We start from the raw sequence: 25,904 nt of genomic DNA on the forward strand, positions 1-25,904 counted from the left end.
CGGCCTAAACGACGTGGTGCACCACAGCGGCCGCGAAGGGCGGCGAAGATGCCAACCCGCGTGCTAGAGGGCGTCAGGGTGGGCTCAACGGCCGATCATCGGCTGCCCGTTATCGGCCGAGCGGTGCACTACCGGGCGTTCATCGCCCAGTAACCACCGGTTGTCGCGCGGCTCTTCCGCGCAATGTGCAAATTGCCGTTTAGTGAGACGTGCGCCACCAACGGCCCCGACCCGGGTGACGCGAAACCGGACCTTGAAGGCAGGAAAGCAATGTTGGACGCGAATTGGCCGGACAGCTGGCGGAGCGCCTTCCGCATCGAACTTCGTGCGGAGGCGATCGGCCTCGCCTGGCGCGGCTGGCCGGTGCTCCCGGGGGCGACCCCGGCGCCGATCACCGGTAAGGGCGACGACCTCACGTGGCGCCGGCCGGTGCCGGTGCGGGACGACTGGCGCGAGCTGGTCGGCACCCACGCCCACGAGGTCGCCACCTGGTTCTCCGCCCGCACTCACAGCCTGCTCGTGGCCACGGGCACGGTCGTCGACGCCATCGAGGTCGACGACGAGCTCGGCAAGCGCGCCGCCCGCCTGCTGCGTGCCCTCGGGCACCCCGCGCCGATCGTCGCGATGCCCAACGGCCGCTGGCTGTTCCTCACCACGCCCGCCGACCACATCCCGGCAGAGCTCGCCAAGCAGGCGTCCGTGCAGTGGCACGGTGCCGGCAGCTACATCCCGCTGCCGCCGTCGCCGTTCCAGCACGGTGTCGTGCACTGGCGCGTGAAGCCCGAGGTGTGCGGCTGGCAGCTGCCCGACCCGGCCGAGGTGCACGACGTGCTCATGCGCGCCCTCGCCAACGAGCACGCCCCGTTGCTCGCGGAGACCACCGCTGCCTGACCGGTTCGACCCCGGCAAGCAGCCTCGACAACTGAAGAGATTTCACGCACCACCGTGGCCGCACTGCTCCCCGTGCTGACGCAAAGCCCCAAGCACGGTATCCAGTACGGCCACCGCCCCTGCCTTGTCCAGTGGTTCGTTGCCGTTCCCGCACTTCGGCGACTGAACGCAGGACGGGCAGCCCGTCGGGCACTCGCAGGAGACGATCGCCTCCCGCGTTGCGGCCAGCCACGGGACAATCGCGGCATAACCGCGGTCGGCAAATCCCGCACCCCCGGGATGCCCATCGTGCACGAACACCGTTGCCTCCCCGGTGTCCTCGTGCCACGCGGTAGACACCCCGCCGATGTCCCACCGGTCGCACGTAGCGAACAGCGGTAGCAGGCCGATCGCCGCGTGCTCGGCGGCATGCAGGGCACCGGGGACGCGCGCCGGAATCAATCCGGCGCCCCCCGGTGCTCTGCCAGCACCCCCGGTCCCCGCCGGCGCACCACCCTCGGCCCCGACCCGAGCGCCTCCCGTCCCCACCGGCACGACGGCCCCGGCCCGAGCTACAGCACCAGCCCCGCCCTCAGCACCCCCGGTCCCCGCCGATACGACAGCCGCACCCGCAGCTTCGCCCAGAGCACCCCCGGTCCCCGCCGCCTCCACGCTCTCGGTCCCGACCCGAGGGCCTCCGGTCCCCGCCGGCGGGTCGGTCGCTGTCGCGGGGTCGTCAGGAGCACCCCCGGTCCCCGCCGCCTCCACGCTCTCGGCCCCCACCCGAGCGCCTCCGGTCCCCGCCGGCGCGTTGGTCGCGGGCCGCGCCGTACCAACACCGCCGGTACCCGCGCGATGCGCAGGGCCGAGCAGATCGCTCGTCACCGTGTACCAGACGGCGCGCGTGCGCAGGCTTTGTTCCGGCAAGTCCAGTGGCGTGTGGTCCAGCACCTCTCCCGACGGTCGGCGGCGCAGGTAGCCGACGACCTGCGAGGTCACCGCCACCTCACCCAGGCACACCGTGACGCCGCCGTGGGAGCACTGTTCCTGCGTGGACAGCACCGAGATGTCCACGACCTCCCGCGGCGACGTGTGCCAGTCCGGATCCTCGGCGTGCACGAGGGCGAGGCCGGTCTCGAGGTCGAGCTCGTCGACGACGTACGACGAGCCCTGGTGCAGATACACCGCACCCGGGTGCACGGCGTAGCAAGCCGACCCCGGGTCGACGGTGCCGAGCATGCGGCCGGAATCCGCCTCCACCACGGCGATCTGGTCGCCGCCGGAGCCGCGGATGCCGACCTCCGCGTGGGGGCGTTCGCGAGCGGTCCAGTACCAGCCGCTGGAACGGCGGCGCAGCAGCTTCTCCTCCGCCAGGTCCGCGAGCACCGCGCGCGCCGCCGGACCGCCGAACGTTTCCAGCTCCGGTTCCGTCAGAGGCAGCTCCGCCACCGCGCACGCGAGCTGCGGCCCGAGCACGTACGGGTTCGTCGGGTCGAGCACGGCCGTCTCCACCGGACGCTCCAGCAACGCCGCCGGGTTGTGCACGAGGTAGGTGTCGAGCGGATCGTCGCGCGCCACGAACACGACCAGCGCCTCGTCGCCCGCGCGGCCGGCGCGCCCGGCCTGCTGCCAGAACGACGCCAGCGTGCCCGGGTAGCCGGCGAGCACCACGGCGTCGAGGCCCGCGATGTCGACGCCGAGCTCCAGCGCGTTGGTGGTCGCCACCCCCAGCAACCGGCCGGACAGCAACGCGGCTTCCAATGCGCGACGCTCCTCCGGCAAGAATCCGGATCGGTACGCCGCAACGGTTTCCGCCAACGCCGGGTCCACTTCGGACAAAAGACGCCGGGCGCCCAATGCCGTGAGCTCCGCCCCGCGGCGCGAGCGCACGAAAGCCAGTGAACGCGCGCCCTCCACCACCAGGTCCGTGAGGATCCGTGCCGTCTCCACACCCGCCGAACGTCGCACTGGTGCGCCGTTCTCGCCCGTCAGCTCGTCGAGCAGCGGGGGCTCCCACAACGCGACCGTCCGCGCCCCCCGCGGCGAAGCGTCCTCAGTGACCGCCGCGCACGGCAGCCCCGTCAGCCGCGAAGCGAACTCCGCCGGCGAAGCCGTGGTCGCCGACGCCAGGACGAACACCGGCGACGCACCGTAGTGCGCGGCCACCCGCCGCAGCCGGCGCAGCAGCAGCGCGACGTGCGAACCGAACACCCCGCGGTAGCTGTGGCACTCGTCGACCACCACGTAGGCCAGGTTCTTGAAAAACCGGGTCCACCGCGAATGCGAGGACAGGATCCCGCGGTGGAGCATGTCCGGGTTCGTGAACACCCAGTTCGCGTGCGCGCGCACCCAGTCGCGCTCGGTCATCGGGGTGTCACCGTCGTACGACGCCGCCCGCACCGCAGGGATGTCCAAAGAGGACACCGAACGCAGCTGGTCAGCGCCCAGTGCCTTGGTCGGCGAGAGGTACAACGCGGTCGCCGCCGAGCCCGTGGCCAGTGCGGACAGCACCGGCAGCTGGTACGCCAACGACTTCCCCGAGGCCGTGCCCGTCGACACCACCACATGGGATCCCGCGCGGGCCAGCGAAGCTGCCTCTACCTGGTGTTTCCAAGGGATCTCAACTCCGGAACCCGCGAACGCCGACACGACCGACGGCGCGGCCCACCCCGGCCACGCCGCGAAACCAGCTGCCCGCGCGGGAAGCTCGGCCACGTGCGTGACCGGGTTCTCGCTCACCGGGAGCCCCGCCGTGACCCGGCTCAACAGCCTCCGACCTCGCTCGCCCACGTGCCGAAGCTTCGCACAGGGCACCGACAGAACCGGGGCGAGATCGATCAAGTGAGCAATCACACAAGGTTACGGAACGTACCGTCACCGGGACGCGTTGCACGGCCGCTGAGCACTACCAATACACTCCCGCAATCCACACCCTCTGTGGCGATCGTCATGTGAGACGTGCATTGCCCGCACGGCTAGCGTGTCGCTCGGTACAGATCCCATGCCAGTGCAGGCACGCCGGGTACGACGAGTCCGCATTGGCCAACGGCGTTCCCAGGAGGACGAATGTCCCGGCAGTTCCTCGCGGAGGGCGGTCTCACGCTTTCCGGGGGTGGCTACACCATCGTCGGTGTGGTCGCCGTGGTCGCCCTTGCCGCACTCGCCATCGGTTACGTGCTGCTCAGGGAGGTGCTGGCCGCGGGCCAGGGCACCGCCAAGATGCAGGACATCGCCAAGGCGGTGCAGGAAGGTGCGGCCGCATACCTGAAGCGGCAGCGCAACACCCTCGCCATCTTCGGCGTAATCGTGTTCCTGCTGCTGTTCGCGCTCCCCGCAGACGACTGGAACGAGCGCATCGGCCGCTCGATCTTCTTCCTCGTCGGCGCGGTGTTCTCGTTCACCATCGGCTACCTCGGCATGTGGCTCGCGACGCAGGCGAACCTGCGGGTGGCGGCCGCGGCGCGCGAGGAAGGCGGGCGCGAGATCGCGATGCGCGTGGCGTTCCGCACGGGCGGCGTGGTCGGCATGATCACCGTCGGCCTCGGCCTGTTCGGTGCCGCGATCGTCGTGCTCGTCTACACGGGCCAGGCCCCGAAGGTGTTGGAGGGCTTCGGGTTCGGCGCCGCGTTGATCGCGATGTTCATGCGTGTCGGTGGCGGCATCTTCACGAAGGCCGCCGACGTCGGCGCGGACCTGGTCGGCAAGGTCGAGCAGGGCATCCCCGAGGACGACCCGCGCAACGCCGCGACGATCGCCGACAACGTCGGTGACAACGTCGGCGACTGCGCCGGCATGGCGGCGGACCTCTTCGAGTCCTACGCGGTCATGCTGGTCGCCGCGCTGATCCTGGGCAGCTCCGCCTTCGGGTCCAGCGGCCTGATCTTCCCGCTCATCGTGCCGGCCATCGGGGTCATCACCGCCGTCATCGGCGTGTACATCACGAAGGCGCGCGCGGGCGAGGGTGGTCTCGTCACGATCAACCGCTCGTTCTACATCTCCGCGGTGATCTCCGCGGTGCTGTCGGCCGTCGCGGCGTTCGTGTACCTGCCGAGCAGCTTCTCCGACTTCGGTGCGGAGTTCGCCGGCAACAGTGGCAACCCGGCGGTCATCGCGACCGTCGCCGTGATCATCGGCATCGTGCTCGCCGCGATCATCCTGAAGCTCACGGGCTACTACACCGGCACCGAGTACAAGCCGGTGCAGGACGTCGGCAGGACATCGGAAACCGGTGCCGCCACGGTGATCCTGTCCGGCATCTCGGTCGGTTTCGAGTCCGCCGTGTACACCGCGCTCGTGATCGGTGCCGCCGTGTTCGGCGCGTACCTGCTGGGTGGCGGCGTCGCGCTGTTCGCCGTCGCGCTCGCCGGTACCGGCCTGCTGACCACCGTGGGCGTCATCGTCGCGATGGACACCTTCGGCCCGGTCTCCGACAACGCGCAGGGCATCGCCGAGATGTCGGGCGACGTCGACGAGAAGGCCGCGCAGATCCTGACCGAGCTGGACGCGGTGGGCAACACCACCAAGGCCATCACCAAGGGCATCGCGATCGCCACGGCGGTCCTCGCGGCCACGGCGCTGTTCGGATCCTATTCGGACGCGATCACGAAGGCCGTGGGCGGCACGGGCGAGTTCATCGCAAATATCCTCAGCCCGAAGACGCTGGTCGGCGTCATCGTCGGCGCGGCCGTGGTGTTCCTGTTCTCGGGTCTGGCCGTCAACGCGGTTTCGCGCGCGGCCGGTGCGGTGGTGCAGGAAGTGCGCCGCCAGTTCCGCGAGATCGCCGGCATCATGGAGGGCACCACGCGGCCCGAGTACGGCAAGGTCGTGGACATCGTCACGCGCGACTCGCTGCGGGAGCTGGCCACGCCGGGTCTGCTCGCGGTGTTCGCCCCGATCGCCGTGGGCTTCGGACTCGGCACCGAGGCCCTCGCGGGCTACCTGGCCGGTGCGATCGCCACAGGCACCCTGATGGCGATCTTCCTCGCCAACTCCGGTGGTGCCTGGGACAACGCCAAGAAGCTCGTCGAAGACGGCAACCACGGCGGCAAGGGCTCGGACGCGCACGAGGCCACCATCATCGGTGACACCGTGGGTGACCCGTTCAAGGACACCGCGGGCCCGGCCATCAACCCGCTGATCAAGGTCATGAACCTGGTCTCCGTGCTGATCGCGCCGGCGATCGTCAGCCTGACGCTGGGCGGCGGCGCCAACACCACGTGGCGCATCGTGATCGCGGTCGTCGCGGTCGCGGTCGTGGTCGCGGCGATCGTCGTGTCCAAGCGACGCGGCACGGTCATCGAGAACACTCCGGCGGAGGCGAAAGCCTGATCCGCCGTCCGAACAAACCGTCCGGGGCCCGGCGCGCTGCTCGCGTGCCGGGTCCCGGCATGTCGGGAATTCTTCCCGCACTCAGGCGGGTGACTTGCGAATGATTCTCGGATCGGTACGGTCAGGGGCACCTGGACGTCGACAGGCAGGAGGTGTCGCGGTGCGGCCGCGGTCGACCGTTCTAGCCGCACTGGTCACGGCACTCGGTGTCGGCCTCGTCGCCTGCGGGCAGCAGCCGCCGGTGTCGCAGACCCACAGCGGTGGGCAGGCGGACACCTCCAGCCCGGCCGATCCGGCCGCGAGGTGGGCGGACGGCTACTGCTCAGCGGTCACCCACCTCGTACGCACGCTCGCGAACCTTCCCGAGATCGACCCCAGCTCGCCGGAACAGGCTTCTCGCACGTCAAGCCGGCTCCTGTCGTCCGTCGTCGACGGCCTCGACCAGACCGTCGTCGGCCTCGACCGGGTCGGCCCGCCGCCCCCTCCCAGCGACGACCAGGCACGCGGCGACCTGCTCAAGCAGTTCGCCTCCGTCCGTTCGCGCGCCGACACCGTCCGCGAACGCCTCGACACGGCCACCGACGCCTCCGCCACCAAAACCGCCCTCGGCGACGCCCGGGCGACCCTCGACGATGTCGCCGCTCTCAACGTCCTCCAAGGCCTCAACGCGACGCCGGAGCTCTCGGCCGCGGGGAAGCGGGCGCCGGACTGCCAGCAGCTCGTGGTGCCGCCGGCGCCGCGTTGAGGGGGTTCGGGCGGACGAGGTAGTCGGCGGTCGGCTGCTGCCCACGTGGCGGTGAGTTCGTTGGTCTTCGGCCGCTGCCACCGGGCAGCTCGCGCCCGCTGCCGGCGAACTGAGCCGACGCCCGTTGCCGAGCCTGTCCTGAGGTGCTGCGCGAGACGAGACCGGCTGCGGACCGTACGAGCGCCGCGCTGACTAGCCCTCCAAGTCGAGTTCGCTCGTCAGCCGGATCAGGTAGCCGGCGAAGCGCTGGCGGTCGGTGGCCGACCAGGTGGCGGTGAGGTCGTTGAATGTTCTGCGCTGCCATTGGTGCGAGGCGTTGAGCAGTTCGCGTCCGCTGTCGGTGAGCTGCAGCGACGCGCGCCGCCGGTCCTGGCCCGAGGTGCCGCGGGTCAGGTAGCCGGCGGCGGTCGCGTCGCGGACCATGCGGCTGGCGCCGGAGTGGTCGAGCCCGAGATGGTGCGCGACGGTCGCGACGGTCACCTCGTCGGTGTGCTCGCTTCCCGTGTCGACGGCCTCGACCGCGAGGATGTGCTGCACGTGGCGCATCTCGCCTGTGAGCTCGACCGACGTGCGCAGGGTCCAGCGCCGGGACCAGTGCCTGACCAGGCGGAACAACGCGGGGCCGGCTTCGGTGAGGGGTGGCATCACGGGCTCCACCCTAGCTTGACTGCGTGCGATTCGCATGCATAACGTGTGCGGTATGCATGTATTTCCTCGTGGTCGCGACGCCGCGTTCACCGCGCTCGTGCTGGGGCTGCTGATGGCTTCGCTCGATACCAGCGTGGTGGTCGCGGCGCTGCCGTCCATCGGCGCTGACCTGGGTGATCCCGGCTCGGCGGGTGGGGTGACCGCGGCGTACCTGCTGGCGGTCGCGGTCGCCACGCCGGTGCACGGCAGCCTCGGTGACCGGTGGGGGCGGCGGCGCATGTTCGTCGGCTCGGTGACAGCGTTCGCCGTCGGGTCGGTGGCGTGCGCCCTGGCGGCGAATCTGGCCGAGGTGATCGCGTTTCGCGCGGTGCAGGGGCTGGGTGGGAGCGGGCTGATCGTGGCCGCGGTGGCAGCGATGGCGGAGCTGTTCGACCGAGACGAACTGGTGCGGCGGCAAGGCTGGCTGACGGCGGTGTTCGCGCTGTCGTCGATCGGCGGTGCTCCGCTGGGTGGCCTGTTGGCGGCCGTCGCGGGCGGCTGGGCCGTCTTCCTGATCAATTTGCCGGTCTGTGTTGTGGCGGTATTTCTCGGGGTGCGTTCGGTGCCGGGCGCGCGGCCCGCGGGCCGAATCCGGTTCGACTGGACGGGCTCGGTTCTGGTCGTGGTCGCCGGTGGTTGTGCGGTCGTTCTCGGCAGCACTGCGACGCTGGGGTGGGCGCCCGTGTTGGGGGCCGTCGCACTCGCCGCGGGTGTCGCCTTCGTGCAGGTCGAACGGCGTGCGGCCGCGCCACTGGTCCCGCCGCGGCTGTTCGCGGACGCCCGCCTCGCGCGAGCTGTCGCCGTCACCTTCCTGGCCGGTGTGGCGTTGTTCGGCAGCTTCACCTACGTGCCACTGGCCATCGGCGCCGCGAGTGCCGCGGCCACGGGCCTCCTGCTCCTGCCGATGAGCGTCGGCCAAGTGCTGGCGACCACCGGATTCGCACTGCTCGCCCGCCGCCGGCCGCGCGTCACGGTGTGGGGCCGGTTGGGGCTGCTCCTCGGCGTCGCCGGACTCCTTGCCACTGCGGCACTTCCGCTCCTCCAGCCCGGCCCGGCGCGGCTGGCCGCCGTCGTCGTGGGGCTCGCGTGCAGCGGTGCCGCGCTCGGGCTGTCCACGCAGGCCTACACGTTGCTGGCGCAGTCGTGGGCACCCCGGGACATCCTCGGCGCCGCGATGGCGACCCTCACCTTCGCGCGCCAGATCGGCGGCTCGCTCGGGATCGCCGTCTTCGGCCTGCTCGCGCTGCCACAGGTGTTTCTCGTGGCCGCCGCCGCTCTGCTGGTGGCCGTGGTCTTCGCGCCCGGGGCGGCCGACGACCGCGTGCCGGCCTGATCGCTCGATCGGCGAAAATCCGCCGGGTAACCCTCGCGTCCGATCGAACTTGTGTTCTACCATGATCCGCGTGGATCGGACGATCTCGCTGTTCTCGGCGGAGGCGAGCGGCCCGGGGCTTGCGGACCTGGCCGGGCTGCTGTGCTGCCAAGGGCAGATCACCGGCTTTGGGCGCACGGCGGCTCGGCTGTCCGTGAACGTCGACGAGCAGTGGCGCGCGCGGGTGCTGGCGCGCGAGTGCCGCTGGCGTGGGGCCGACGCGCAGGTGGCGGTGCGGGAATGCGGGCGGCCGCAGGTGCGCACGTCGTTCCGGATCGACCTCCTGCCGCTGTCCGTGCAGTGGCTGCGCCAGGGCTGCTCGGGTCCGTCCGAAGACGATTCGGGCAAAGCGCTGCCCGAAGGCTTCCGGCTGAGCGGCGCGATGCTGCGCATGTGGGCCCTGGCGGCGGGCCGGCAGGGGCCGGCGGGCTACCTGCTCGGCATGGACCCGCTGGCGCCGCACATGCACGACGATCTGCTGGCCGCGCTGGCGCCGCTGGGCGTCCACGCGCGGTTGCTGGGGCCGAAAGCCCAGGACCCCGCCGTGCGGTTGACCGGGCGGCGCAAGCTCGACGGGCTGCTGGAGCTCATCGGCGAGGCGCCCGCGGGCGCGGAGGCCGCGTGGCCCGAGCTGCCGGAGCTCCGTGAGGAAACCCGGCCCGAACGCACCGGAGGGGATTCACGCCGCGGCGGAGGCGGCGGGAGTCCCCTTCAGTATTTGCTGGGCGACGTCCTGGAGGCAGTCGGCTAGGGATGTGTCGCTAGGGCTTCGGCAGTGTGCAACCAGCGCGGTTGAGGTCGATCTCGCTCGCCGTCGTCAGGCAGGCGGGAATACCGAACGTCTCCTCGCCGTACTTGGTACTGGGATGCACGGTCACGTTCCCCGACTCGTCGACCTCGCACGGGTTGTCGAGTGTGCAGCGCTGGCCGTCGTCGTTCGACGTGTTGTTCACGCCGATGACCTTGCCGGTCGCGGTCTCGACGATCGGGGAGCCGGACGTGCCGCCGATGGTCTTGCACTCGGGCGTGTAGCGGATCGAGTCCTTCCAGACCCAGCCGTTCTCGTGCAGTTCGTGCACGAACCCGTCGATCGAGCAGGAGTAGATGGTCTTCCAGTAGCCCGAGACCACGTCGATGTGCGTGCCCGCGGTCGGGTGCGCCGAGACCAGTTCGAGCGGGGAGACCCGGTACTTCTGCTGGATCGCCGCGTACGTCGTGTCGAGCTGGTAGAGCGACACGTCGGTGTCGGTCATGGTCGCGTACACGACCTTCTTGGCCTTCAATGTCCCGAGTGAACTTTTGCCGTCTGACGACAGCAGGCTGAAGGTGCGAGTGGACCGCTGACCGACGATGACCTCGCCGGGATCGGGGAAACCCGACTCCAGGCAGTGACCGTTGGAAAGTACGAGCGCGGGTGCCGTGGCCGGCGTGCCGGCCGGTTTGACGACCGAGCCGGAGCAGTTGGACAGCGCCACCGTGCCGGAGAACGTGGTGGTCGCGGCGCTCACGGCGCTCGCTTCGGGGGCGGTGACCAGGGCGAACGCGGCCACAGCCGCGAGCACGCCACCGAGCAGGCGTCGGGTCATGGTGGTTCCTTTCGGCTCGACGATGTAGTAAGTGAAGCGGTGCCAACGTCGGGACCACCACCGTCGAACGGAGGGTATCGGCTTGATCACGCGATACCCTGCACCGCACGTGTCCGGAATCACGTGCTAGGTGTGGAGAGGAAACATCGCCGAGGTCAAAGGCGATCCGACGGGCAGGGGCCCGGCGGCGTGTCAGGCCACCTAGCCGCTGCGCGGCCGGTGCGGGCGTGCACACTGGCAGGTCGAAGACGCGGGCGCAGCACCCCTCGTCGAGGGGTAAAAGGAGTGCCGCCGCCATCGAGGGCGATGGCGCGGGGATGAGTGGAGAGCAGGGCAGCGTGGCAGGAGCACGGACCAAGAAGGACGGCACCGGGACGAACGGCGCCGGGACTCGGCGGCTGGTGATCGTCGAGTCGCCTACGAAGGCCCGCAAGATCGCCCCGTACCTCGGCGGCAACTACGTCGTCGAGTCCTCCGTCGGGCACATCCGCGACCTTCCACGTGGCGCGGCCGACGTGCCGGCCCAGTACAAGGGCGAGTCGTGGGCGCGCCTCGGCGTGGACATCGACAACGACTTCAAGCCGCTCTACATCGTCACGCCGGACAAGAAGTCCAAGGTCACAGAGCTCAAAGGCCTTCTGAAGGACGTCGACGAGCTCTACCTCGCCACGGACCCCGACCGCGAGGGCGAAGCCATCGCGTGGCACCTGCTGGAGACGCTCAAGCCCAAGGTGCCCGTGCGCCGCATGGTGTTCCACGAGGTCACCGAGCAGGCGATCCGCGCGGCCGCCGACGCGACCCGCGAGCTCGACGTCGACCTGGTCGACGCGCAGGAGACCCGCCGCATTCTCGACCGCCTCTACGGCTACGAGGTCTCGCCGGTGCTGTGGAAGAAGGTCATGCCGAAGCTCTCCGCGGGCCGCGTGCAGTCCGTGGCGACGCGGATCGTGGTCGAGCGTGAGCGGGAGCGCATGCGCTTCACCTCGGCTTCGTACTGGGACATCTCCGCCACCATGGACGCCGGAGAGGACGCTTCGCCGCAGACGTTCCCGGCGCGCTTGGTCGGTGTCGACGGTGCCCGCCTGGCCACCGGCCGCGACTTCGACTCCAACGGTCAGCTCAAGGGCACGGCCAAGGAGATCCGCGTGCTCGGCGAGGCCGAGGCGCAGGCTCTGACGCAGGCGCTGGCCAACCGCGACTTCACCGTGTCCAGCGTCGAGGAGAAGCCGTACACGCGGAAGCCGTACGCGCCCTTCATGACCTCGACGCTGCAGCAGGAAGCGGGCCGCAAGCTGCGCTTCACGTCCGAGCGCACGATGCGGATCGCGCAGAAGCTGTACGAAAACGGCTATATCACCTACATGCGTACCGACTCGACCACGCTGTCGGAGTCGGCGATCTCGGCCGCCCGCAGCCAGGCGACGCAGCTGTACGGCAAGGAGTACGTGTCGCCTTCGCCGCGGCAGTACACGCGCAAGGTGAAGAACGCGCAGGAAGCCCACGAGGCGATCCGCCCGTCCGGCGAGGTGTTCCGCACGCCGGGCCAGGTCGCGGGCGAGCTGGACTCCGACGAGTTCCGCATGTACGAAATGATCTGGCAGCGCACGATCGCGTCGCAGATGGCCGACGCGAAGGGCACCACGATGTCGGTGCGCATCGTCGGCACCGCGACCTCGGGCGAGGAGTGCACTTTCGCCGCTTCGGGCCGCACGATCACCTTCGCCGGCTTCCTGAAGGCGTACGTCGAGGCCGTCGACACCGAGGCCGGCGGCGAGGCCGACGACAAGCAGAGCCGTCTGCCGGTGCTGGTGAAGGACCAGGGGCTGACCGCGTCCGACCTGTCGGCCGACGGCCACACCACCTCGCCGCCCGCGCGCTACTCCGAGCCGAGCCTCGTGAGCAAGCTGGAAGAGCTGGGCATCGGCCGCCCGTCGACGTACGCGTCGATCATCAAGACCATCCAGGACCGCGGCTACGTGTGGAAGAAGGGCTCCGCCCTGGTGCCCTCGTGGGTCGCGTTCGCCGTCATCGGCCTGATGGAGCGGCACTTCGAGCGCCTGGTGGACTACAACTTCACCGCCGGCCTCGAGGACGAGCTCGACCGCATCGCCAACGGCGACGAGCAGCGCGTGCAGTGGCTCTCGAAGTTCTACTTCGGCGGCGACTTCGGCGTGGAGGGCTCGGTCGGGCGGCTCGGCGGGCTCAAGAAGCTGGTCGACGGCAGCGTCGAGGGCATCGACGCGCGCGAGATCAACTCGATCCCACTGTTCAACGACGCCGACGGGCACAAGGTCGTCGTGCGCGTGGGCCGCTACGGGCCGTACCTCGAGCGTGAGGTCGACGGCCAGTCGCAGCGCGCCAACCTGCCCGAGGACCTGCCGCCGGACGAGCTGACGTCGGAGATCGCGGAGAAGCTCTTCGCGACACCGCAGGAAGGCCGTCTGCTGGGCGTCGACCCGGTGAGCGGGCACGAGATCGTGGCGAAGGAAGGCCGCTTCGGCCCGTACGTCACCGAGGTGCTGCCCGAGCCCGAGCCGCTGCCCGAGGGCGCGACGGCCTCGCAGAAGAAGGCCGCCAAGGCGAAGCAGCCAAAGCCGCGCACGGGCTCGCTGTTCAAGTCGATGGCCATCGACACGATGACCCTCGAAGACGCGCTGAAGCTGCTGTCGCTGCCGCGCGTGGTCGGCAAGGACCCGGAGTCGGGTGAGGAGATCACCGCGCAGAACGGGCGCTATGGGCCGTACCTGAAGAAGGGCACCGACTCGCGCTCGATCCAGACCGAGGACCAGCTGTTCTCGATCACGCTGGAAGAGGCGCTGAAGATCTACTCGGAGCCGAAGCAGCGCGGCCGGTCGGCGACGGCGAAGCCGCCGCTGAAGGAGCTCGGTGACGACCCCGTGTCAGGCAAGCCGATGGTGGTCAAGGACGGACGCTTCGGCCCGTACGTCACCGACGGCGAGTACAACGCGACGCTGCGGAAGTCCGACAGCATCGAGGAGCTGACGGCCGAGCGCGGCGCGGAGCTTCTTGCGGAGAAGCGGGCGAAGGGCCCGGCTCCGAAGCGCCGCACCACGACAACGCGCAAGGCACCGGCGAAGTCCACGGCGGCGAAGTCGGCTTCGGCCACGAAGTCGGCCGCCGCGGCGAAGACGACGACGGCCAAGAAGGCGCCCGCGAAGAAGGCGAGCACCGCGAAGGCCAAGTAGCAGGCGGAGATCCGTCGGGGCCACCCGAGACTTTCGGGTGGCCCTTCTTCGCGTCTGGGGGACGGTTTCGATGCAGGAGACGCGGCGTGCGCGAGCGGCCGTTTCGGTGGTGTTCGCGGTGTGCGGGGCGGCGTTCGCCACGTGGGCCGCGCGGATCCCGGCGGCGCAGGCTCACGCGGGCCTGAGCGCGGGGCAGCTGGCGATCGGCCTGTTCGGCCTCGCGGCGGGATCCGTGGTGGCGCTGGTGGCGGCCGGGCCGGTGCTCACGAAGATCGGCAGCCGGCGGGGTGTCGTGGTCGGTGCCACGGTGCTGTGCGCGGGCTTGCCGCTGGCCGCGCTGGCTTCGAACCTGATCGCTTTCGTGGGTGCGCTCGTGGTGCTCGGCGTGGGCAACAGCCTGCTCGACGTGTCGATGAACGCCCACGCCGCGCGCGTTGAGGAGGCGTACGGACGACCCATCTTCGCGGGGTTCCACGCGTTCTGGAACATCGGCGGGCTGCTGGGTTCCGGCGTCGGCGCGCTGCTGGAGCGGGTGCCGATCGGCGTGCACTTCACCGTGACGGGCGTGCTGCTGCTGGTGGTCGCGCTGGCCGCGTCGAGGCGCTTGCTGCCGGGCGCCGACCGCGGCCAGGGCGACGCGGCGTTCGCGCTGCCGGGCAAGGCGCTGATCCCACTCGGGGTGATCGCGTTCTGCGGCTTCGTGGCAGAGGGGACCGTGAACGACTGGAGTGCGGTTTACCTGCAAGAGGTCACGGCCGCGTCGGCTGCGTTGGCGTCGCTGGGGTACTTCGCGTTCTCGATCACGATGATCGCGGTGCGGGTGGTGGCCGACCGGCTGGTGGAGCGGATCGGGGTGGTGCCCTTCATGCGGGTGGCGACTGTGGTGACCCTGGTCGGGTTCTTGCTGGTGGTGGCCGTGCCGGTGCCCGGGTTCGCGGTCGCCGGGTTCGCCGTGGTGGGGCTCGGGGTGTCCGGCATGGTGCCGCTGGCGTGGAGCGCGGCCGGCCGCAAGCAGCCTTTCGCGCCCGGGCGCGCGATCGCGGCCGTGGCGGCCTGCGGATACTTCGGCTTCCTCGTCGGGCCGGTCCTCATCGGCGCCCTCGCCGGCGGTATCGGGCTGCACTGGACTTTGGGCGTGGTCGGGGCGCTAGTGGCGTCGGTGTACTTCCTGGCTCCGACCATGCGGGCGGTCCCGGTTCCGGCCCCCTGACCGACCGTTCGGCGCACGGTCGCGGCGAGTCGAACAAAAGTTCGAAAAATTGTCGGTGCCAGGGTGTTCAATACAGGGGTGAGTTCAGCGACCGCAGTCTTCGACGTCATCGACGAAGTCATCGCGCCGCTCCGGGCCGAGGTACCGGAGCGGCCGTCGGTGATGGAGTTCTACGACCCGCAGTTCACGGTGCCGCCGGTGCTGGAGGGGGTGGGTGGTTCCGGTGCCAGTGGTTCCGGGCCGCCCGGCTGGGGTCCCGGTGACTCGGGTTACCGGGATCTGGGGGAGGTGGCGAGCTCGGGGCGCGCTCGCCCGGATTCTGAGGACGGCTCGGGAGCTCGGGATGTCTCGGGTCGTTCGGGCGAGTCCGGGGCGCGGGGCGCCTCGGGAGCTTCCGGTGCTGACGGCGTGGCGGGTTCTTTGAACTCGTCGGCGTCTTCGGGCTCTTCGGAGCCTTCGGAGGAGCTGAGCCTGGCCGACCAGGTGCGGCAGTCGTTCGGGCCCACCCTGGTGCCGGCGTTGATCGAGGAGATCGAGCAGTACGCGCGGTTCGTGGCGGGCATGTCAGAGCTCGGCCTGGTCCCCGAGGGCGAGGTGACGCCGGAGGCCGTGGGGCTCTACCGCGTGCTGCGGGGTGGCTTCATCCGCGGCGTGGTGACCGGCGTCTTCCCGGCGCGCCCAGAGCCGTGGGAGGTGCGCTTCTTCGGCGACGAGGACTACACCACGGTGATGAGCAAGCTGGGCCGTCGCGCGCGGCTGCGGTCCGGCCTGCTCAGTGCCCTGCCGGGCTGGGTGTTCGACGGGCTGCCTGACCGTCCGCAGGGTCCGGGGCCGGCCGTCCGCATCGAGACCGACCGCAGCGGCCTCGTCCCGCGCGCCGCGTGGGGCTCGCTCGACGTCATCCGCGCCGCGGTCGCCCGCCCGCGCCTCGGCACGGTGCTGGTCGACCTGGCTGTTCGCGACGCCGTTCTCGCCGAATACCCGCACGGCGCCTTCGGCCTCGTCGACAACGACCAGGGTCGCTACCAGTTCCGCGCCGCCCCCCGTCCCGACGGCGGCTGGCTCATGACCTGGCAACCCGCCACCCGCAGCACGGCGGAAGCGTGGATTGTCGAAGCGGTGCGCAACCATGCCTGACCGCCGCGATGCCCGACCTGGGCATCCGGGGATCGGCAAGGGAGGTGAAGGGGACCGGCTTCGAGCGCGCCTTGCGGCATGAGCCGCTGGAGCCGAACGCCCGCCGCAGCGGTGCATGACTTGTGGCTCCGCGTTCTGCCCGACGGTGCTGGCTCGATGGTGCTGGCCCCGCGGAATGCGCCGGGCTGGGGTGCGGATCGGCAAGGCACCCGCCCGCGCGGTGCCGCGGACTGACGCGAAGCGGGTTTCGATGGGCGGATGAGCCCGGTCTGATCGCCGGCCGAACCGGAGCTGCCGACTGCCGTCGCCGCTGAAACGTTCGCCGGGCACCAGGACGCCGGCCACGATCGATTACGAAGAGTGCCCGATCTCGTGACCGGTATCACCCGCGGACGTCGCTTTCGGCGGTCGACCGGGGTGGCCGTGGCCTGCAAACTGCTGCGGGACCGTCCGGTCGGCGGCGTGGGCGCGAGTGGTTCTGCGGCCATTGGGCGGATGCGGGAGCCGGTAGTGTCGCCGACACTGGAAGGCGAGGACATTCCGTAGTGAGGTGGTCACCATGAGCACGACCGGTGGGGCTCCCTTCTTCAATGCCCCCCAAGGCACGCAAAGCGCCGCCGGCGCCAACGCCCGCAGCGCCCCGCAACCGGAGCGTGACGGGACGCTGGACGGCAGCGTCGGCGGGGAGCGGTTCGCCGATCCGCTCGCCGGGCTGGTGACGGCGGCCGAGGCGGCGCCCGCGGCGTCGGCGGACGAGGCGCGGCCGTTGCCGACCGCGCGGCCCGTGCAGCACGACCCCGAGGCCGTGAAGCGGATGGTCGAGGCCGCGCTGCGGGAGGAGGGCGCGCGCACGCCGCAGCCGATCCAGCCGGTCGAGGAGAAGCCCGACGGCGTGCCACTCGGGTTGCTGCCCAGGCAGCGGACGTGGCCCACCCGCGCGCCGCAGTTGCTCAAGCGGGTGCCGCGGCCCCGGCCGAAGGCGAAAGCCGAGGTCGCCGATGACGACATCGAGGCGGAGCTAGCCGAACGGCAGGCCAAAAAACGGAGCCTGCCGACTATCGGCATGCCGAACCTGGGCCGTCCGTCGACGAGCGCGGCGGGCGTGATCCTCGCGGTCGTGCTGCTCATCGTGTTCGTCGTGATCGCGCTGTACATGGTGTCGAGCCTGGTCAGCAGTGTGACGGGCCTGTTCAGCTGACGTCGTTCCACCACCGCCACACCCGGGCCGGTGCCGTGTCCGGATCGGTGATCGGGCTACCCTGACGACACGGTCGGGGGATCCGAAACGGGGTTTCCCGACGCCGCCGTGACGAGTGGGGTGGGCGTATCAGCGAAGGCGTGCGGTCGGTACCCGGCGCCGGATCGGGTGGTTCGGCGAGTGCCGAAGCGTCCACGATCCACCGCGTTCGTCGGGTGTTGGCGATCAGACCATTCCGTCGGCTGTGGGGCGTCACGTACCTGTGCAGTGTCGCCGACTGGCTGAACCTGCTGGCGCTGACGGCGCTCAGCACCAAGCTGCTCAGCAACTACACCGCGCAGAACTTCGCGTTCGTCGGCGTGGTGCTCACGAACCTGCTGCCCGGCCTGCTGTTCGCGCCGATCGGCGGCATCCTCGCCGACCGCTTCGACCGCCGCAAGGTGATGGTGGTCTGCGACTTCCTGCGCTGCGGTTTCCTGCTGTCGATCGCGATCGTCGGCGCGCCGTGGTGGCTGTTCGTCGCGAACTTCCTGGTCGGCTGCTGCTCGATCATGTGGATCCCGTCGAAGGACGCGGCGGTGCCCAACCTGCTGCGCCGCCCGGACCAGGTCGAGACGGCCAACCAGCTCGGCATGGTGATGACCTACGGCCTCGCCGTGATCACCGCCGCCGGCGCCAACGCCCTCATCCTTGGTGCGAACACCACATTCCACCTGTTCCAGGGCCCGACTGCCGACCTCTACATCGCGAAGATCGTCGTCGTCATCAACGGCCTGCTCTACCTGACCAGCGGCATCCTCATCGCGACCCGCATCCCCGAGCTCTCGCTGCGCGACGTCCACAAGCTGCCCGACCAGAAGGTCAAGAAGGCCGACGAAGAAAAGTTCGGCTTCGGCGACATGGTGCGCGACGGCCTGCGCTTCGTGAAGAGCACGCCCTTGGTGCGCGGGCTCCTGATCGGAGCTTTCGGGGCGTTCGCCGCGGGCGGGGCGGTGATCGCGTCCGCCCACCAGTACGCGATTTCGCTGCTCGCGGGCGACGCCGCGTTCAACCTGCTGGTGCTGGCCGTGTTCCTCGGCCTCGCCACGGGCATGGCCGTCGCGCCGAAGCTCGCGCGGCGCCTGGCGCACGATCGGCTGTTCGGCATCTCCATCATCGGCGCGGGGTTGACGCTGGTCGTCCTAGCGCTGTCGCCGCACCTCGCGATCTCGGTGGTCGCTGTGGCGCTCACCGGGGTCTGCGCCGGCACGGCGTTCCTCACCGGTGTCACGATCATCGGCTCGCGGGTCGAAGACGCGATCCGTGGCCGGGTCAACGCGATTTACCAGTCGATGCTGAAGATCGTGCTGTTCGGCTCGACGATCGTCACACCGGCGTTGATCGGCCTGGTCCGCCCGCACCAGATCAACGTGTGGGGCAGCCCCGTCACCATCGACGGCACGCGCCCGGTGATGATCGGCGGCGGTGTGCTCGCGGTGCTGCTCGGCGTGATCGCCTACCGGCAGATGGACGACCGCCGCAGCGAGAAGATCCTCTCCGACCTGCGCAACGCCCTGCGCCGCGCACCCCGGCGCGTCAACGGATTCCTCATCGCGCTCGAAGGCACCACGGCCATCAACACGGCCAGCCAGGCCGCGCGCCTCGCGCGTTGGCTCGGCACCGGCACCCGGCCCGTGGTGCTGGCCGCGGACCCCGCACTCGACGAGCGGCGGTTCCGTTCGCTGATCTCCGACGCGTCACTCACGGGCGCGCGGGCCCAGGCGCTCGTCGCCGCCGCCGTGCGTGCGGAGCTGGTCGAACGCGAGATCCAGCCGGCACTCGACGCCGGGTCCGTGGTGGTGATGGAGCGCTTTGTCGACTCGCCGCTCGCGCACCTGTGCACGGTTGCCGGCCTTGACGCCGGTGAGCTCGAGGGCCTGGCCGACTGGGCCACCGGCAAGCTACGCCCCGACCTCACGGTGCTGCTCGACGCCGATCCCGGCCAGCGCGAGCAGAGCTCTTCGGTGCCGGTGAACGATCAGTGGCGAGTGCAGCACCTGCTCGCCGAGATGGCCGCGGCGGACCCGGACCGGTACGTGGTCGTCGACGCCGACGGCACCGACGACGAGGTCGCCGCACGCGTCCGCACGGCCGTGCTGGCGGTGTTCGTCGGCCGCCTGTCCGGGCTGGCGCCTGCGGAGCCGGCCGAGCGACGGGAGCTGGACCACAGCACCCACGCCGTGGCGACGGCCGACGTCGTCGAAGGCGCCGTCGCAGAGGCCGAGCTCGCGCCCGCGCAGGAAGTGTCCGAAGTGGACGCCAAGTGACCGGGCCGATCGGCGTCTGGGCCGAGCTCGTGGGTCAGGAACCGGCGGTCGAAACGCTGTCGACGGCTTCGTCGGCGGCCGCGAAGATCGTGGCGGGGGAGCCCGTCCCACCGGGTGCGATGACGCACGCGTGGCTGATCACGGGCCCGCCGGGGTCGGGCCGTTCGGTCGCGGCTCGCACGTTCGCGGCCGCGTTGCAGTGCAGCACCGGTACGGGCTGCGGCGCGTGCCCCGGCTGCCGCACGACGATGGCGGGCACGCACGCCGACGTCCGGCTCGTGGTGCCCGAAGGCCTGTCAATCTCGGTCGCGGAGATGCGCGCGCTGGTGCAGGCCGCAGCGCGGCGCCCGACCACGGGCGAGTGGCAGGTCGTGATCATCGAAGACGCCGACCGGCTCACGGAAGGCGCGTCGAACGCGCTGCTCAAGGCCGTCGAGGAGCCGCCGGAGCGCACGGTGTTCCTGCTGTGCGCGCCTTCGGACCACCCGGACGACGTGTCGGTGACCATCCGCTCGCGCTGCCGTCTGGTGACGCTGCGGACGCCGCCGCCCGAGGCCATCGCGCAGGTGCTGGTCGCGCGCGACGGTGTCGACGCCGAGCTTGCACAGTGGGCCGCGTCGGTCTGCGGCGGCCACGTCGGCCGCGCGCGCCGGCTCGCCACGGACGACTCCGCGCGCCAGCGCCGCGCCACCGTGCTGCGGATCCCGACGGGACTGCGCCGCCCCGCCGACGTCTTCACCAGCGCCGACCAGCTGATCAGCGCCGCGGAGGCCGACGCCGGCGAGGAGAGCAAGGCCCGCGACGAGAACGAACGCTCCGAGCTGCGCACCGCCATGGGCGGCGACGGCATCGGCAAGGGCGTCGCCGGCGCGAAACGCGCGGCCGAGGCCGCCGTGAAGCAGCTCGAAAAACGCCAGAAGTCCCGCGCGACCCGCACCCAGCGCGACACGCTCGACCTCGCGCTCGTCGACCTCGCCGGCTTCTACCGCGACGTCCTCGTCACCACCACCCACTCCGGCGCGACCCTCAACCACCCGGACCACGCCGACGAAATCCGCGCCGCCGCCGCGGCCTGGACACCGGAATCCACGCTGCGCCGCCTGGAAGCCGTCCTCGAATGCCGCGAGGCGATCGAGCTGAACGTCAAGCCGCGCATCGCCGTGGAGGCCATGGTGACGACGCTGCGCCAGGGCTGAGCGCGCCCGACGGCAACGACCCGGCCACCACGAGGGTCACCGGGCCGTTGCCGTGGCGGATCAGTCGCGTGGGTGCGGGGACGGCTTGCGCGGAGCGTCGTCGGAGTGCTGCTTCACCGGCGCGGCGATCCGGCGACGGTTCGGGATCGCCGCGACCATCACGACGCCGAGCAGCAGCATCGCCGTACCGGTCCAGAAGAGCGGCACGGTGTCGTACGCCGTGCCCGTGTACGCAAGGTTCTTGACCGGCCCCTTGGGCGCCTGGCCGCCGGCCGCGGGCGGGGCCGTGGTGGCCGTGCCGCAGACGACGCCGCCGGTGGGGGCGTAGGCGCGCGCGACCTGTTCGCCCAGGGACAGCTGCGCCAGCGACGACGGGAGGTTGTCGCCGGCGCCCGCGGGGAGCAGGATCTTCAGGTTCTTCGTCGGGAGCACCTGGAGGTCGAACAGCCGCGCCGAGGCGCCGAGCTGGTAACCCTTGTACGGCGTGGTCGCGACGGAGCCCTTCAGGTCCAGACCGGCGATCGACAGCCGCAGGACGCCGAGGTCGAGGACGGTGCCCGCGGTGTCGCCGACCTGCTGGATGCCCTTCGTCAGCGTGGACACGAGGCCGCCGACCACGGGGATCGAGTTGAGCTGCCCGAACTTGTCGCTCAGGCCCGCGAGCGGCAGGCCGATCGGAATGTCCTTGGTCGGGTGCGCCGCGTCGAGCGTGTACAGCGTCTTGCCGCCGGCCTCGATGGTCAGCACGGGCGCGGTGTAGTCGACCTTCGAGGTCTTCTCGTCGCCAGTCGAGGTGACGGTGAGCGTCGGCTGACTGGCGACCTTGATGGACAGCTCCAGCGGCGTGCCTTTGAGGATGTCGATGTCGGCGGCCTGCAGCGTCGAGATCGACTGCACCGCCTTGTTCTTCGATCCCGGGATGTCCACGAGCTTCACCTGCGAACGCGACGACAGCGTGTTCGGCAGGCTCAGCAGCGAACCGGTGCCGTCGGCTGCGGTCTGGCCGCCACCCGACAGCAGGCCACCGAGGCTCTGCAGGCCCTTCGCCGGGTCGAAGCCCTGCGCGAGCTGCGTGCCCTGCGGCAGGTTCAGTCCACCCTGGCCCAGCAACGGGATCTGCGGCAGCGACGGGATCACGTTCAGCAGCGAAAGGCTCGCCACCGACGTGCTCGCGTCGGCGATCGTGTCCACGCACGGGCCCAGCGAGTCACTCCAGCGGGCGTGCGCGGTGCCGTTCAGGACGCCGATGTTGAGCAGCGGATTCGACGGCGCGTTGAGCCCACCCGAGAGCGGCTTCGGGTTGTCCGGCAGCGCGGTCTGCACCACGGAGCCCGGCGTCTGCGGCGCCTGGCCTCCCACCGCCACGCCGAACGGCGACGCCTGCGCGATCGACTTTTCGTACGCCAGGTACGCCTCGGAGTTCGCCGACGCGCTCGACAGGCCCATCCCGGCTTCCAGCGCCGACTGCTTCGGCAGCGTCTGCCCGAAGCCGGGCAGGATCGTCGACGTCGGCACGGAGTTCGGCAGCAGGCGCAGCACGCCCAGCGCCGTGCCCGCGTCGCCCACCGCGTGGCCGAGCGGCTGCGGCCCGATCGGCGCCGACATCGGGGGTTGCGTGGGGTTCGCCGGCTTCGGGATCGGCGTCGTCGGGATCTCCTGTGCGCTCGCCGGTCCGGCCATGAGCAGCAGCAATGCCGCTGCCGCGGGCAGGGCCACCGCGCGGGGCAGTCTTCGCCGCATGTGCCGAGTCCTCCAGGTAGGCCGATCGGGGAGTGAGACCGAGGTCATAGGACCCTAACGACGCGGCCCCCGCAAGGTGACGCCAACCGCCTCCGCTACACTTGTTCCCGTCGGACGGCACCAGCCACCCGACATGCCGCCTTAGCTCAGTCGGCCAGAGCGATTCACTCGTAATGAATAGGTCGGGGGTTCGATTCCCCCAGGCGGCTCCGCAGGTCAGGCCCCATCCGAAGATCGTCGGATGGGGCCTGACTCGTGTGGTGGGTGACTAAGTGGGTGACTAAGACGTCGTTTCTGATGGTGCGATCGCGCGTTGAACCGCACATGCCGGAGCTGATCGAGCGGCTGGTGCCAGACGAGTTGTGGACGCTGTTCCGGCGGGTGGTCCCGCCGACGGAGGTCATACGCCCGCAGGGCGGCGGCCGCCGACGAGCTGGGGACCGTGAATGTCTGGCGGCGATCATCTTCGTGGCCACCTCGGGCGGGCTCCGCCAAGATTCCGACGGCCGTGCGTCCGTATCGACCGGTAGCCTCCGGACGGTCCCCTCGATCTCCGGAAAGGGCCGCGCCGACCGCGGAGATAACCGCGGTCGGGCGTCGGCGCGGCCCTGTACGGTCGCGACCATGAAGAAATGGGTGGTCCCTGAGAACTCGAACAAGCGCGTCCAACGCGCGAGCCGGATGATCGGTAAGGGGACGGGCACCCCCGAGGAGATCCGGGAGGCGCGGGAGGTCCTGAGCAACTACCGTCTCGCCCACGCATTTCCTCTGAACGCGGTGACCGTGACCGTGCGGCAGCGAGCGCTCGACGTGAACCCGGACGCCGTCGTGGCCGAGCGCCGGAAGCGCCTGCCCACGATCCTAGACAAGCTGAAGCGCCACCCCACGATGAGCGTGACCACCATGCAGGACTTGGGGGGCTGCCGGGTGGTCTTCGACACCGTCGCCGAGGTGGACGAGTTGGTCAGCGTCCTGAGGGACTTGCCACGGAGCAAGAACCGCGTCAAGAAGGTCTACGACTACCTACGTGACGACCCGGGGCCACGCGACTCCGGCTACCGGGGTGTTCACCTGGTGTACGAGTACGGAGCCTCGAAAAAGGAATACCACGGCCTGCGGATCGAGCTGCAGGTGCGCACGCTGCTCCAGCACGCCTGGGCGACCGCCGTCGAGACCATGGATTTGTTCTCGGGCAGCGAACTGAAGTACGGGAAGGGCGACACGGACGTGCTCAGGTTCTTCGTCCTGGTCGGCTCGCTCATGGCGTACGAGGAAGGCACCGCCCCGGTGCCCGGCGCCCATGGGACGCGGGAGGAGCTGGCGGCCGAGTTGTCGCGCCTGGAGGCGAACGTGGGCGTTCTGGAGCGGCTACGGGGCTACGCGGCGATCGTGGGCGAGCATGCCAAGACAGACCGCCGGAACACCCTGACCCTTGAGCTCTGGCGGACCGAGGGAAGGCTCACAGTGACGGTGCACGAGACGCTGGCCGCCGCAGAGGCCAGGATCACCTCGTTGGAGGCATTGGACAACGAGGACCTGGACGCGGTGCTCATCAACATCGCCCGGATCAGCCAGTTGCGCGACGCGTACCCGAACTACTTCGCAGACACCGGCCGTTTCACCGAGTTCGTCACGGCGTGCCTATCACCTTATGTCAGTAGGTGAGTCGGCGGTAGATGATGAGGGCCGACGGCAACACGACCGCTGGTCAACGCGGTTGTCGTACGAATTGCACGAGTCAGGCCCACCCGACAGCCCGGGTGGGCCTAACTCGTCTGATGGGGCTAAGACGCCTGGTCGGCGGGAGCAGATACTTCCGGAGGTTCACCAGCCGCGGGCAGAAGCCGGTCCATCGCGACCGCGCCTGACTCGACCACTGGCCGGATCTGCTTCCGGTAGACCAGCTCCGTCACGGCGGTGCTGCTGTGCCCGACTAACCGCGAGATCTCCTCGATCGGCATCCCTCCGTCCGAGAGGATCGAGACGAAGCTGTGCCGCAGCTCCCGGGGCGTCCACTGCGTCGGTTTGAGCCCGGCCGCCTTGATCACCCGGCGGAAGTCCCGCCGGACGTTGTTGACGTCTCGCTCGGTGCCGACGTTGGTCGCGAACACCAGCCCCTGTTCGCGCCAGTCGTCGCCCGCGACCGCTTTCACCGCACTCTGGGCCGCCCGGTGGTCCTCCAGCGCCCTCACGGCCCGCTCAGGCAGCGCCAGCGTTCGCCGGGACTTCCGGGTCTTAGTCTCGCCCTTGGCGCGGACCGAACGCCACACCTTGATGTTCGGCGGGATCGCCGGCGACGCGCCCGGCTTACCGACCAAGTCCACGTGATCCCACGTCAGTGGGCGCATCTCCTCCGTTCGCGCGCCGGTCAGTAGCGACACCACGATGTAGGCGCGCATCGGCGATGACTCCGCCGCGGTGAGCACCGCTTCGGCCTGCGCGAGCGTGAGTGCCTTCGACGGCCGTCCGGCTCCCTTGCCGGCCGGCAGTTCCTCGCACAACAGCACCACGTTGTGCCGAACCCGCTTGCGCACCTGAGCGCGGTTGATCGCCCTCCGGAGGATGGAGCGGAGATTGCGCAGGGTCGAGGTGACCAGCACTTCGGCCTTCTCCGCTAGCCACTCCTCGACGTCGTCCACGTCGAGCTTCACCAGCGGTCGAGCGCCGATCGCCGGGATGATGTGGTTGTTCGCCAGCGACCGGACGGCCTTGACCGTGTTCGGGTCCCGCTCGCCCCGTTCGTAGCTGTCCAACCAGTCGTTCACCGCCTGCGCGACCGTGTAGCCGGCCGACGCGTTGGCCGCTCCCTCATCGATGTCGCTGAGCAGTTCCTTGAGCTTGTTCTTGGCTTCCGTCTTCGTCTTGCCGCGTGCTTTCCGCACGATGCGCTTGCCGTTCGGCCGGAACCCGACGGTGACCTCTGCCGTCCAGCGCTGGCGCGACTCGTCCCAGTAGAGTCCGCCGTCCCCACGACTACGCCGCGTGGCCATAGCCGGTCACCTCCGCTTCCTGGATGAGCTGGTCCACGTACTGCTTGATGGCAATCGCCGGGATGAGCCGCGCCCGGCCCTGCTTCACGGACAGCAGGCGCCCGGCGCGCATGAGTTCGTAGATCACTGAGCGGCTCATTGAGAGCAGGCGCTTCGCTTCGTCGACGGTGTAGAGGTGTCGTGCGGGCACTGCGGGCGGCAGGATCGGTGCGTCCATGAGAGTCCCTTGGTGTCGTGAAGCCGGGCGGGTGTGGTAGCCACGAACACGGGTCGTCTCCTCTCGTTGGAGTGACAGTCCTGGCGGGGTGTCACTCGGGTTGTCACAGGTGTTTG

General features: G+C 70.3%; 17 protein-coding genes, 1 tRNA gene and 3 pseudogenes. 15 read left to right on the forward strand and 6 right to left on the reverse strand.

The features are described from left to right. The first annotated feature begins 270 nt into the window (after nt 1-270). On the forward strand, nt 271-891 hold the full coding sequence (locus tag AB0F91_RS31645; protein ID WP_360603430.1) for a bifunctional DNA primase/polymerase: 621 nt from the start codon (nt 271-273) through the stop codon (nt 889-891). Between the two features lie 42 nt (nt 892-933). On the opposite strand, the gene AB0F91_RS31650 is transcribed toward AB0F91_RS31645, so the two are convergent. Continuing rightward, nucleotides 934-3,636, reverse strand: coding sequence for a DEAD/DEAH box helicase (locus AB0F91_RS31650; RefSeq protein ID WP_360603432.1), 2,703 nt, complete (start codon nt 3,634-3,636; stop codon nt 934-936). Nucleotides 3,637-3,936: 300 nt separating this feature from the next. Here AB0F91_RS31650 and AB0F91_RS31655 point away from each other — a divergent pair, with 300 nt between their 5' ends. Continuing rightward, nucleotides 3,937-6,198, forward strand: coding sequence for a sodium-translocating pyrophosphatase (locus tag AB0F91_RS31655; protein WP_360603434.1), 2,262 nt, complete (start codon nt 3,937-3,939; stop codon nt 6,196-6,198). A gap of 160 nt (nt 6,199-6,358) precedes the next feature. Then, nucleotides 6,359-6,943 carry a hypothetical protein gene (locus AB0F91_RS31660; protein WP_360603436.1) on the forward strand — a complete coding sequence of 195 codons (585 nt, stop codon included), beginning with the start codon at nt 6,359-6,361 and terminating at the stop codon, nt 6,941-6,943. A 192-nt stretch (nt 6,944-7,135) separates the two neighbouring features. On the opposite strand, the gene AB0F91_RS31665 is transcribed toward AB0F91_RS31660, so the two are convergent. Then, complete coding sequence (locus AB0F91_RS31665; protein WP_360603438.1) at nt 7,136-7,588, reverse strand: MarR family winged helix-turn-helix transcriptional regulator; 453 nt, start codon at nt 7,586-7,588, stop codon at nt 7,136-7,138. Nucleotides 7,589-7,643: 55 nt separating this feature from the next. Here AB0F91_RS31665 and AB0F91_RS31670 point away from each other — a divergent pair, with 55 nt between their 5' ends. Next, a complete protein-coding gene (locus AB0F91_RS31670; protein WP_360603440.1) occupies nt 7,644-8,963 on the forward strand; it encodes an MFS transporter in 1,320 nt (439 codons plus the stop codon). A gap of 70 nt (nt 8,964-9,033) precedes the next feature. Then, a complete protein-coding gene (locus tag AB0F91_RS31675; RefSeq protein WP_360603442.1) occupies nt 9,034-9,753 on the forward strand; it encodes a hypothetical protein in 720 nt (239 codons plus the stop codon). A gap of 10 nt (nt 9,754-9,763) precedes the next feature. Here AB0F91_RS31675 and AB0F91_RS31680 read toward each other — a convergent pair whose 3' ends face one another. After that, nucleotides 9,764-10,588: a serine protease gene (locus tag AB0F91_RS31680; protein WP_360603444.1), complete on the reverse strand. Its 825-nt coding sequence runs from the start codon at nt 10,586-10,588 to the stop codon at nt 9,764-9,766. A 317-nt stretch (nt 10,589-10,905) separates the two neighbouring features. On the opposite strand from AB0F91_RS31680, the gene topA reads away from it, so the two are divergent. From topA to AB0F91_RS31715, 7 genes and pseudogenes are all read left to right on the forward strand, one after another. Further along, nucleotides 10,906-13,794: a type I DNA topoisomerase gene (topA, locus tag AB0F91_RS31685; RefSeq protein WP_360603446.1), complete on the forward strand. Its 2,889-nt coding sequence runs from the start codon at nt 10,906-10,908 to the stop codon at nt 13,792-13,794. Nucleotides 13,795-13,864: 70 nt separating this feature from the next. Further along, nucleotides 13,865-15,004, forward strand: coding sequence for an MFS transporter (locus tag AB0F91_RS31690; RefSeq protein ID WP_360603448.1), 1,140 nt, complete (start codon nt 13,865-13,867; stop codon nt 15,002-15,004). 78 nt (nt 15,005-15,082) lie between these two features. After that, nucleotides 15,083-15,208 (forward strand): annotated as a pseudogene (locus AB0F91_RS31695) (ESX secretion-associated protein EspG); the annotation flags it as partial. A 312-nt stretch (nt 15,209-15,520) separates the two neighbouring features. After that, a pseudogene (locus AB0F91_RS31700) lies at nt 15,521-16,141 on the forward strand (ESX secretion-associated protein EspG); the annotation flags it as partial. A 559-nt stretch (nt 16,142-16,700) separates the two neighbouring features. Then, the gene (locus tag AB0F91_RS31705; RefSeq protein ID WP_360603450.1) at nt 16,701-17,339 is read left to right on the forward strand and encodes a hypothetical protein; all 639 of its coding nucleotides are present in this window, start codon (nt 16,701-16,703) and stop codon (nt 17,337-17,339) included. Between the two features lie 140 nt (nt 17,340-17,479). Continuing rightward, on the forward strand, nt 17,480-19,645 hold the full coding sequence (locus AB0F91_RS31710) for a dTMP kinase (RefSeq protein ID WP_360603452.1): 2,166 nt from the start codon (nt 17,480-17,482) through the stop codon (nt 19,643-19,645). Continuing rightward, a complete protein-coding gene (locus tag AB0F91_RS31715) occupies nt 19,642-20,841 on the forward strand; it encodes a DNA polymerase III subunit delta' (protein WP_360603454.1) in 1,200 nt (399 codons plus the stop codon). Before AB0F91_RS31710 ends, AB0F91_RS31715 begins: the two co-directional genes overlap by 4 nt. Nucleotides 20,842-20,901: 60 nt before the next feature. Here the strand turns inward: AB0F91_RS31715 and AB0F91_RS31720 are convergent, their stop codons facing one another. Continuing rightward, nucleotides 20,902-22,581, reverse strand: coding sequence for a hypothetical protein (locus tag AB0F91_RS31720; protein ID WP_360603456.1), 1,680 nt, complete (start codon nt 22,579-22,581; stop codon nt 20,902-20,904). Nucleotides 22,582-22,716: 135 nt separating this feature from the next. Between AB0F91_RS31720 and AB0F91_RS31725 the strand changes: the two genes are divergently transcribed. From AB0F91_RS31725 to AB0F91_RS31735, 3 genes and pseudogenes are all read left to right on the forward strand, one after another. Then, nucleotides 22,717-22,790: transfer RNA gene (locus AB0F91_RS31725), tRNA-Thr, on the forward strand. Between the two features lie 115 nt (nt 22,791-22,905). After that, nucleotides 22,906-23,064, forward strand: a pseudogene (locus AB0F91_RS31730) (IS5/IS1182 family transposase); the annotation flags it as partial. 198 nt (nt 23,065-23,262) lie between these two features. Then, a complete protein-coding gene (locus tag AB0F91_RS31735) occupies nt 23,263-24,246 on the forward strand; it encodes a RelA/SpoT domain-containing protein (RefSeq protein WP_360603649.1) in 984 nt (327 codons plus the stop codon). 119 nt (nt 24,247-24,365) lie between these two features. On the opposite strand, the gene AB0F91_RS31740 is transcribed toward AB0F91_RS31735, so the two are convergent. Continuing rightward, complete coding sequence (locus AB0F91_RS31740; protein WP_360603458.1) at nt 24,366-25,571, reverse strand: tyrosine-type recombinase/integrase; 1,206 nt, start codon at nt 25,569-25,571, stop codon at nt 24,366-24,368. Then, on the reverse strand, nt 25,555-25,788 hold the full coding sequence (locus AB0F91_RS31745; protein ID WP_360603460.1) for a helix-turn-helix domain-containing protein: 234 nt from the start codon (nt 25,786-25,788) through the stop codon (nt 25,555-25,557). Before AB0F91_RS31745 ends, AB0F91_RS31740 begins: the two co-directional genes overlap by 17 nt. Between the last annotated feature and the right edge of the window lie 116 nt (nt 25,789-25,904).

The sequence above is a fragment of the Amycolatopsis sp. NPDC023774 genome (assembly GCF_040639695.1).
GTDB lineage: Bacteria > Actinomycetota > Actinomycetes > Mycobacteriales > Pseudonocardiaceae > Amycolatopsis.

Bases quoted from the DNA above. Each gene is read 5' to 3' on its own strand.
- AB0F91_RS31645 (WP_360603430.1), top strand. From the start codon at position 271: ATGTTGGACGCGAATTGGCCGGACAGCTGGCGGAGCGCCTTCCGCATC.
- AB0F91_RS31655 (WP_360603434.1), top strand. From the start codon at position 3,937: ATGTCCCGGCAGTTCCTCGCGGAGGGCGGTCTCACGCTTTCCGGGGGT.
- AB0F91_RS31665 (WP_360603438.1), bottom strand. From the start codon at position 7,588: ATGCCACCCCTCACCGAAGCCGGCCCCGCGTTGTTCCGCCTGGTCAGG.
- AB0F91_RS31670 (WP_360603440.1), top strand. From the start codon at position 7,644: ATGCATGTATTTCCTCGTGGTCGCGACGCCGCGTTCACCGCGCTCGTG.
- AB0F91_RS31680 (WP_360603444.1), bottom strand. From the start codon at position 10,588: ATGACCCGACGCCTGCTCGGTGGCGTGCTCGCGGCTGTGGCCGCGTTC.
- topA (WP_360603446.1), top strand. From the start codon at position 10,906: ATGAGTGGAGAGCAGGGCAGCGTGGCAGGAGCACGGACCAAGAAGGAC.
- AB0F91_RS31690 (WP_360603448.1), top strand. From the start codon at position 13,865: ATGCAGGAGACGCGGCGTGCGCGAGCGGCCGTTTCGGTGGTGTTCGCG.
- AB0F91_RS31705 (WP_360603450.1), top strand. From the start codon at position 16,701: ATGAGCACGACCGGTGGGGCTCCCTTCTTCAATGCCCCCCAAGGCACG.
- AB0F91_RS31720 (WP_360603456.1), bottom strand. From the start codon at position 22,581: ATGCGGCGAAGACTGCCCCGCGCGGTGGCCCTGCCCGCGGCAGCGGCA.
- AB0F91_RS31735 (WP_360603649.1), top strand. From the start codon at position 23,263: ATGATCGGTAAGGGGACGGGCACCCCCGAGGAGATCCGGGAGGCGCGG.
- AB0F91_RS31740 (WP_360603458.1), bottom strand. From the start codon at position 25,571: ATGGCCACGCGGCGTAGTCGTGGGGACGGCGGACTCTACTGGGACGAG.
- AB0F91_RS31745 (WP_360603460.1), bottom strand. From the start codon at position 25,788: ATGGACGCACCGATCCTGCCGCCCGCAGTGCCCGCACGACACCTCTAC.